The sequence below is a fragment of the Micromonospora sp. RTBAU3-60 genome, assembly GCF_054963695.1.
Genome location: NZ_JBUEGB010000078.1, coordinates 19,654 through 27,785 on the forward strand (window position 1 = coordinate 19,654; position 8,132 = coordinate 27,785).

6 protein-coding genes are annotated in these 8,132 nt (G+C 64.7%); 1 reads left to right on the forward strand and 5 read right to left on the reverse strand.

Translation table 11 applies throughout. From position 1 onward, the window contains the following. Positions 1-146: 146 nt before the first annotated feature. The 3 genes from ACY34I_RS35390 to ACY34I_RS35400 are packed head-to-tail and all read right to left on the reverse strand — an operon-like array spanning position 147 to position 3,286. Complete coding sequence (locus ACY34I_RS35390) at positions 147-986, reverse strand: carbon-nitrogen hydrolase family protein (RefSeq protein ID WP_462759505.1); 840 nt, start codon at positions 984-986, stop codon at positions 147-149. Next, the gene (locus ACY34I_RS35395; RefSeq protein WP_462759506.1) at positions 983-2,374 is read right to left on the reverse strand and encodes an MFS transporter; all 1,392 of its coding nucleotides are present in this window, start codon (positions 2,372-2,374) and stop codon (positions 983-985) included. Before ACY34I_RS35395 ends, ACY34I_RS35390 begins: the two co-directional genes overlap by 4 nt. A gap of 27 nt (positions 2,375-2,401) precedes the next feature. After that, on the reverse strand, positions 2,402-3,286 hold the full coding sequence (locus ACY34I_RS35400) for a carbon-nitrogen hydrolase family protein (protein ID WP_462759507.1): 885 nt from the start codon (positions 3,284-3,286) through the stop codon (positions 2,402-2,404). A 95-nt stretch (positions 3,287-3,381) separates the two neighbouring features. Between ACY34I_RS35400 and ACY34I_RS35405 the strand changes: the two genes are divergently transcribed. Then, positions 3,382-4,476 carry a LacI family DNA-binding transcriptional regulator gene (locus ACY34I_RS35405; protein ID WP_462759508.1) on the forward strand — a complete coding sequence of 365 codons (1,095 nt, stop codon included), beginning with the start codon at positions 3,382-3,384 and terminating at the stop codon, positions 4,474-4,476. A gap of 483 nt (positions 4,477-4,959) precedes the next feature. Here the strand turns inward: ACY34I_RS35405 and ACY34I_RS35410 are convergent, their stop codons facing one another. Together ACY34I_RS35410 and ACY34I_RS35415 are read right to left on the reverse strand one after the other, a co-directional pair. Next, complete coding sequence (locus ACY34I_RS35410) at positions 4,960-5,484, reverse strand: hypothetical protein (protein WP_462759509.1); 525 nt, start codon at positions 5,482-5,484, stop codon at positions 4,960-4,962. Continuing rightward, positions 5,484-6,713 carry a cupin domain-containing protein gene (locus tag ACY34I_RS35415; protein ID WP_462759510.1) on the reverse strand — a complete coding sequence of 410 codons (1,230 nt, stop codon included), beginning with the start codon at positions 6,711-6,713 and terminating at the stop codon, positions 5,484-5,486. Before ACY34I_RS35415 ends, ACY34I_RS35410 begins: the two co-directional genes overlap by 1 nt. Positions 6,714-8,132: the final 1,419 nt, after the last annotated feature.

The window sequence follows — 8,132 nt, forward strand, 5'->3', positions numbered from 1 at the left end:
TGGAAGCCGGGCACCGGCATGTTCTCGGCACCCGGCATGTCGGCGGCGCACGGGCACGTCGTCGTCGACCCCTCCATGTCTCCCGGTACGGCAACGTCCCATGCACACGACACGCTCCTGCCGTGACGGGCTCTCGTGTCGCTGTGTCAGCGGCAGATCTCGGTGTACAGCTGTGGTCGGCGCTGATTCATCAGCGGGTACCTTCGGCGCATTTCCTCGATCACCGTCAGGTCGACGGTTGCCGTGGTGATTCCCTCCACGTCCGACGCGGTCGCGACCACGACCCCCCACGGGTCGACCACCATCGACCGGCCTACGAACCCGGTTCCCGTGACAGGTTCGGTGCCAACCTGGCCGCTGGCCACCACGAACAGTTGGTTCTCCGCGGCCCTGGCGCGCAGGAAGAACTCCCAGTGGTCGATCCGCGGGGACAGGAACGCGGACGCGCAAACGATGATTCGGGCGCCGCGTAGAGCCAGGACCCGGTACACCTCCGGGAATCGCAGGTCGGAGCACACTGTTACCCCGAGCGGGCCCAGCGCTGTGTCGAACACGGGCAGGTCGTCTCCAGCGATCACCTTGTCGGACTCGCGCATGCCGGGGGCGATGTCGACCCGGTCCGGCGCGTCGAACAGGTGGGTCTTGGTATACGTGCCCACTATCCCGTCTGGGCCGATCAGCGGCGCGGCGTTGGCGAACCGGCCGTCTGGCAGTTGCTGGTACAGCGACCCGACGACAAACATGCCGTGCTCGCGGGCCTTCTCGGCGATTTGGTCGGTCAACGGTCCGGGCACGGGGACGGCGATCTGCCGATATCGGTCTGGTGTGGAATATCCCAGGCCTGTCCACACCTCCGGCAGCACCACCAGGTCCGAGCCGCGTTCGGCTGCCATGTCGAGGAACTCCAGGCACCGATTGACGTTGACGTCACGGTCGTTCTCGTTCGCGGTGAACTGCACCAGCGAAACGGTCAGCTGCTGGTTCATGACTGGGCCTCCCGAGCAGCGGCGCGGCCGTCGTTCCGACTGATTACCAGCTCCCGTTGCCCGCTCACCTGCGTCGACTGCACGTCCTCGTGGTGAACGATGTCGCTCTTGTGGGTTTCCGGGATCCGCAGCGCGACGAGGAACACCAGCGCCGACAGGATCGTGGTGTACACGGCCGGGGCGAGCAGGCTGTCAGTGCGGGCGACCAGCCAGGTGCCGAACAGTGGGGCGGTGCCGCCGAACACCACGTAGGCGGCGTTGTAGCCGATGGCTGCACCGCTGTATCGGGTGCGGGTCGGGAACAGTTCGAGGAATACGATCCCGACCGGGCCGAAGAAGGTCCCGAGTGCGACGGCAAGCAGCGACTGGCCGACTACCGCGGCCCAGAGGGGGCCCGATCCCGCCAGGGCGTAGGCGGGCACTGCGATCACAGCGGTGGCGATAGCGCCGACGGCCAGAACGGGGCGGCGGCCGATCCGGTCCGACCAGCCACCGGCAAGCGGCATGGTGACGAAGGCGGCGAACACCGCGATGCTGTTGGACAGCAGTGCGTCTCCGCTGGTGAGCCCCGCCGACTCGGACAGGTACGAGGCGAAGTATCCGGTCAGGGAGTAGAAACCGAGTCCGGACAGAGCGGCCATTGAGAACGCGAACAGTAGCCCGCGCCTGTGCTCGCGCAGCACGGTGAGGATGGGTGACTTCGGCACGTTCTCGGCGGCGCGAGTCGCGGTGAAGGCCGGGGATTCGTCGACCTTGGTCCGGATGTACAGGCCGACCAGACCGATGACACCACCGAGCAGGAACGGGATGCGCCACCCCCATGACGTCCACGCCGCGTCGGGCATCAACTGGGATAGGGCCAGGACCAGCAGGGCGGCGAAAACGGCGGGAATGTTGGCGAACGAGTAGGTGAAACCGACCCACAGCCCCCGGCGTCCGGCTGGGGCATGCTCGGCGACCAGGGCATTGGAGCCCATCGCCTCCCCGCCGGCGGACACGCCTTGCAGAAGGCGGCAAACGATCAGCAGTAGCGGCGCTGCCAGTCCCACGCTGGCGTAGGTCGGCAGCAGCCCGATCCCGGCGGTGGAGGCACCCATCAGCAGGATCACGAACGCGAGCACGCCGCGGCGTCCCAGTCGGTCCCCGATGTGCCCGAACAGCAGGCCGCCGACTGGGCGCATGATGAAGCCGACGGCGTACACCCCGAACGTGGCCAGTAGCGACGCGGTCCGGTCGTGGGCCGGGAAGAACAAGGTGGCGACGATCGAGGACGTGTACGCGTAGACGACAAAGTCGTACCACTCGACGAATTGGCCGATCGCGGCTGAGGTCACCACCGGGCGAGCGCTGGCGCGGGTGGCGCCGGCTGCGGTGGATGTAGTGGACATGAGGTTCCTTTCGGACTGAACAGGGGGTCAGGGAAGGGAGGAGGCCGACGGGGTGGCCGTGGCCTGGGGGAGTCGGCCTGGGTCGGGGACCACCTGGTAACGCCGGTTGGCCAGCACGGGCAGCGCGGCGCGTGCCTCCTGCAGGCGTGCCTTGGACAACCGGGCCAGGACCAGCGACTGAGATGCCGCGCACGTGCCTAGGACGAGCCCAAGCGGGTCGACGACCATGCTCAGCCCGGCCGAGGCCGGCGGCGGCTGGCTGGACCCGATGACGTAGGCGGTGTTGTCCACGGCGCGGGCGCGCAGCAGCAGCTCCCAGTGCATCTCCTTGTGGGGGCCGGCGACCCAGGCGGAGCTGACGGTCAGCACGTCGATACCGCGGGCGGCAAGAGCCGCCGCCATCTGCGGGAACCGCAAGTCGTAGCAGTTCAGCAGCCCGACCCGGAACCCCTCCACCGGCACGGCCACGAGCTCGGACCCGTCCGGTCGGAGTTCACCGGGTCGGACCCGGGAGGACTCGGTGTATCCGAACGCGTCGTAAAGGTGCAGCTTGTCGTAGCGACCCAGGACCCCGGCCGGCCCGGCGGCCACCAGCCGGTTGTACGGTCGCTCGTCGCTCGGGCCTGCGGTAAACCCTCCCGCCACGACCACCACGTTGTGTTCGGCAGCGACCGCAGCCACCTGCTCCTCGAACAACGCTCCCCATCGCCGTGCGAGATCCAGCAACTCGTCGGCCTCGGCGTCCCAGGCGGTCATCGCCGCCTCGGGCAGCACCACTAGTCGTGCGCCCTGATCGGCCGCCGATGCCACCAGCCCCCGGATCTGCTTCAGGTTTTCTGCGACGTCGGGCAGGGACGTGAACTGCGCAGCGGCGACGATCAGCTCGTCGTCGGTCTGGTTCGAAAGACGCATCAGCCACCCTGTCAAAACGTTTTGAGTACGCTTGGCTCGGTACGCTAGCCACGACTTCTCGCGGCGGTCAAGGGGTGTATGCCGGGGAACCCGGGGTGGAGGAGGACGACATGCGGGGCGGTCGGGTCCGGATCGAGGACGTGGCCAAAGCGGCAGGGGTGTCGATCAGCACGGTGTCGCACACGTTCTCCGGACGGCGGCCCATCTCGCAGACGACGAGGCAGCGGGTGATAGCGGCCGCCGAAGAACTGGGATATACCGCCCACCCCGCGGCCCGCACCCTGCGGACCGGCCGGTCGGGGATTTTGGGACTGATCCTGCGTCCCCAGGATGCCGCCCACGGCTCCCGGGGTGGAACCGAAACGTTCACCCGATTCGCCGGGACGGTGGCAACCGAGGTCCTAGATCACAAGCTCGGTCTGGTCCACGTCCCCGACATCCTCGACCCGAGCGCGTCCCACGTGTCGATGGACGGGTGCATCGTAGCGTTCCCGTACGGGTCGGATTCCGTGCTCGCTGAACTGCTCCGCCGCCGTGTCCCGGTGGTGACCGTCGACGAGGACCCGGACCTGCCGTCGTTCCCCTGGTCGGTTCGGTTGGACTACCACAGCGCCATGCGCGACTTGCTGGATCGGCTGGCCGCCGAAGGCGCGACGCGGGTGATGATGTTTTCCGGCACCGAGGACAACGCGTGGAACCGATCCTCCCGCGAGGCGTACCTGCAGTGGTGCGCGGACCGGTCCACCGAACCCCTGCTCCAGCGGCTGTACGAGGGTGAGGGACGCGACGGCGCCCGGGCCCTGATGGTGCCGCTACTGGAGGAAACAGGACGGCCAGATGCCGTCATCGCCGCCGCCTCCCGGTTCGCCGCAGGAGTTGCCGATGCCGCCGCCGTGGTCGGCCTGGCAGTGCCGGATGACCTCATGATCGCAGCACTGACTGACAGCGCCTTCTCCAAAGATCACCACCCGCCGATCACCTCGGTCGACCTGAGGGTGGAGGACCTCGGCTACGAAGCAGTGGCGTTGCTGCTGCGCCGGCTGTCAGGCGAGCCGGCGCCGGCCCAGCCCATCACGCTTACTCCCGAGCTGCGGTGGCGGGCCTCGACCTCCCGCACCGGGGCCGGCGTCCCCACCTCGCCGGCGTCTTCACGCGCCGCCGGCATGACCTCGAGTCGTGGGCACCACTAAACGGTGTTCTGCAGTGGGCGTTGGTGACGGGTTGGGATCTTGAGCTAGGCGAAAACCACTCGGGTGAGGTGGGGCTTGTCGACGATACTGGTCCGGTTCCACACCGGGGAGATCGTTGGTGCTGGAGTTGCCGGCCGGCGGATCCCCCCGAAACCCTCCACGCAGCCGCGCGAAGGCATGGCGCCGGCGGTCCGCCTGGCCCCAGCGGCCAGGCGGACCCCCAGCCAGCCCACGCTGCTCGCCATGCCGCGGGAGGTAGCCCGACGTCACGACCTACTGTCCTACGTGCGGCAAGTGGTGGTGATCGCGGGGCCAAGACCAGACAAGATCCGTGAAAAGACCGTCCTACCGGAGCTTCGTCCCGACTCCTGGCTTCGACACGCCGAAGCGATCACACGACTTACGACACGTTCATGATCGGCCGTGCTGCCGTCGGACGACGAACCTGGGACGGTCTTCGCGCCGTTCTCCGTTTCTTACTGCCTATCCGGCATCGAAGTTGGTGTTATCTCCACGGTCCCATCCGTCCCCAAAGACGTTTCCGAAGTCAAAATCGTCTCGGAACGTTGCGCTGTAATCCCGGAGAGTGCCCACTCCAGTCCCGGAGGAACGTAGAGCGTCGCGCACTCGGTCTGACCGACCTCTCGCCTCGTTCGCTCGAGGAGGAAGGACAACATGCAGAGTACTTTGCGTGTTTTCGTGGAACCTCAGCGCGACACCATCGGGCAAATCCAGCTCGCGATATTGTTCCAACAACTCGGCTAAGGTCCGTTCGGTATCTGAAACAAGCCGGCTCCGAAAATCGTCGTTGGTCATGGCCATGGCGGCCAGCTTAAGGAGTCCTTTCTTGTGCGAATACCGAGCATCTTGCAGGATAAGATTTTCATACCAGTTTCCCAAGAGAACGTGGTCCTCATAGTCCAGCGACTTGACGGGCCCCGTCGGTTGCGCGACACCTTGCGCCTGATTCCCCTTGGACTCTTTCGCCCCTTCTTTTCGGGCACTCATCAAACCTCATCTCCTAACATGCTATCGACAGAGTCGAGGAGTCCTTCGCCGATTAGCCGGCCAACAATATCGAGCTTGTCCTCAATTGTGAGTTGCCCAGGCAGTTCGCGAACCAAAAAACGTTGATGTTTAGCAATGAAGTCAAAAGTCGACTTGAGAAGCAGGGGGCCGGCAACAAAGTTTCCGTTGAATTCAATCACAGCTTCTTCAGGCGTTGATCGAACTCGGCACAATGTTCCTAGGCGGCGAGCAACGACAGAATCACCTGACAATCTCGAGATTGCATCGAGGGAGTGGAAGTGACCGGAGCCTGCCGCCTTTGCAGTCCCGAGTAGCCGTGCGCCCAGACGAGTCTTGGCACGTTCCACTAACACGCTATCGTCCGCCACAGCTCGTGCTAACCGGTTTGAGAATTGCGATAGAAGCGACACGTCGATAGGAACGTCAAGAAACTTCGGTGGAAGTGCACGCCTAAACTCCACGCTCTCTTCGGCGAGTACGGTTAGCACCTCAGCCGCGAGGTCGACCCATCTGAAAGCATGGATGCCAACCGTAAGATGAAGGGACGATGAAGTTGCAGTTGTAGCTTCGTGCGGAAACCCCCGCGGCAGATAGAGCAGATCGCCGGCCGTGAGCACGAACTTGTTGAAGTCGACAAGGGATTCCCGCTTGCCGTACTTCGAGGCGAGAGGGAGATAGTTGGATGGGTCGCCGACGTGCCACTCCTTTTCCCCGTGCAGTTGAAGGATAAAGACGTCATGGGTATCGACATGCGGGAGGAAGCCCTGCGCCCCGCGGGGGGTTAGATAAAGATTGGCACCTACCGTGTGGTGAAGCGAAACTTCCAAGGCTCGACAGAGGAGTGCCGCAGATGCAGATCTAACATGAAGCCGATTTATGACAAGCGTGTAACCCTGATAATAGGCGCGATAAGCGTCGTGAATATCAGGAAAGCCGTTATGACGTGTCGTTAGCCCACCTTCAGAGTACGTGCCATTTTCTTTTGTCTTGACAATACGCACATCGTCGCTCTCACGCGATGACGTTGCGGTAATCAGCTCCTCGACGTCATCGAGCCCTGGTAGATGCCTGTAGTACTCGCCATCAGCCCTTCCGACGAACAGTGGTTGCGTTTCCCAATTCGACCGCAAGAAGTCATCGGTAACGACTGGATGCAGCAGCCAGTCGAGGTCTAATGATGGCGTGGCTAGTGTCTGCGTGACGGTCATGTCCGGAATGTACTATTGAGGACCGTTGTAGGCGCCCAATATCGGCAATCTTCATCAGTTGCGCCGCCACTCCTTGGCATCGAACAGCCATCGGCGCCTGCCGGGCAGTGGCCCCCTGGGCGCCACTGCCCAGTCGCCCCGCAACCGAAGGGCGTGTCAGATCGGCCTGTTCCCCGCGGGCCTGGGCCGTCACTCACCACGCCATTCCGGTGGTCGCTGATCGACCCGGCCCTCGACCCGGCGCCAGGGCCCGCATGTTGGTGCGGGTCCGTCTGGACTGGTGGAGCAGCTTGCCATCCCTGCCGCCCTCCAACGAAACCGGGGCCCAGTCCAGGCATTGGCCTGACTTGATCGTGGTGGCGGGTCACGCGTGGATGTCGATCAACAAAACCGGTGCACCACCGCCTGACCAAGGAGGGCCAAGACCGGTCAACCACGGACAGCCGGAGAGGCGATGCCAGGTCCAAACGCCGAACGGCCCCCACCGACGTGAGCGCCCGCATCGGACAGGCCGGGCCGATGCTCGCAGGCCCTTGGGCCGCGGCATCAGCAATTAGTCAGCAAAAGGTCCGGCGTCATCCCCCATTCGGCAACCTCCGGCGGTGGCCGAGGCACGCGCGACGACATCAGATGGCATCGTCTGAACCACGACTGCAAATGAGATCGACATTCACACCGAAGAGGTCAGCTTGGCTGTACAGCCATTCGTACAGCCAAGCCCGCCGACGGACACGGTCCGGGGTCGACGGTTGCCCACCTCGCGCCAACTCTGGTCGAGGCGCTTGACTGCGGTGCCGAACCGGCGTGACCCGCGAGGCGTGGTGCATCCGCTCGCGGGAGCCTTGGGTGACCGCGGTCGCGGCGGTGCTTTCCGGCCCCGCTCGGCGGCGGCAGTCGCGGGGTGGGCTGGTGATGGCCGCAGCTGGTCCTGGCGGGCCTGGGAGTGTGGCGGGATCCGTTCACCCGGCCGGTTTCCGGGCGCCGGACGAGTCCACGTTCCGTCGGGTCCTGGCCGGTGTCGGCGCCGACGCTCTGGACGGCATCGTTGATCGGTGGGTTATCAATTCGTGGTTGCAGGCGGACACGGGCCGGCGAGCATACAGCGTGGACGACAAGACGCTGCGAGGCAGCGGGTCGGCTGGCGCGCACGCCCATCCGTTGGCCGTCTGAACCAGCCACCGGGACCGTACTCGGCCAGGTCAAGGTCGACGGCAAGACCAACGAGGTGAAACGGGCATAGCGCTACGTTGCTTGAGCCCCGGATATCGTCCCGAGCCTTGGTCAGCGAAGCTGACGACCGACATTTGATGGGTGTCGATCACTACTGGCGGTGCCCATCGTTTCCCAAGTCGGGCATACCCATTTATTTATCTCAATTATTCTTAATTCACCGGCACCGCCTTTGAGTCCCTCCATAGA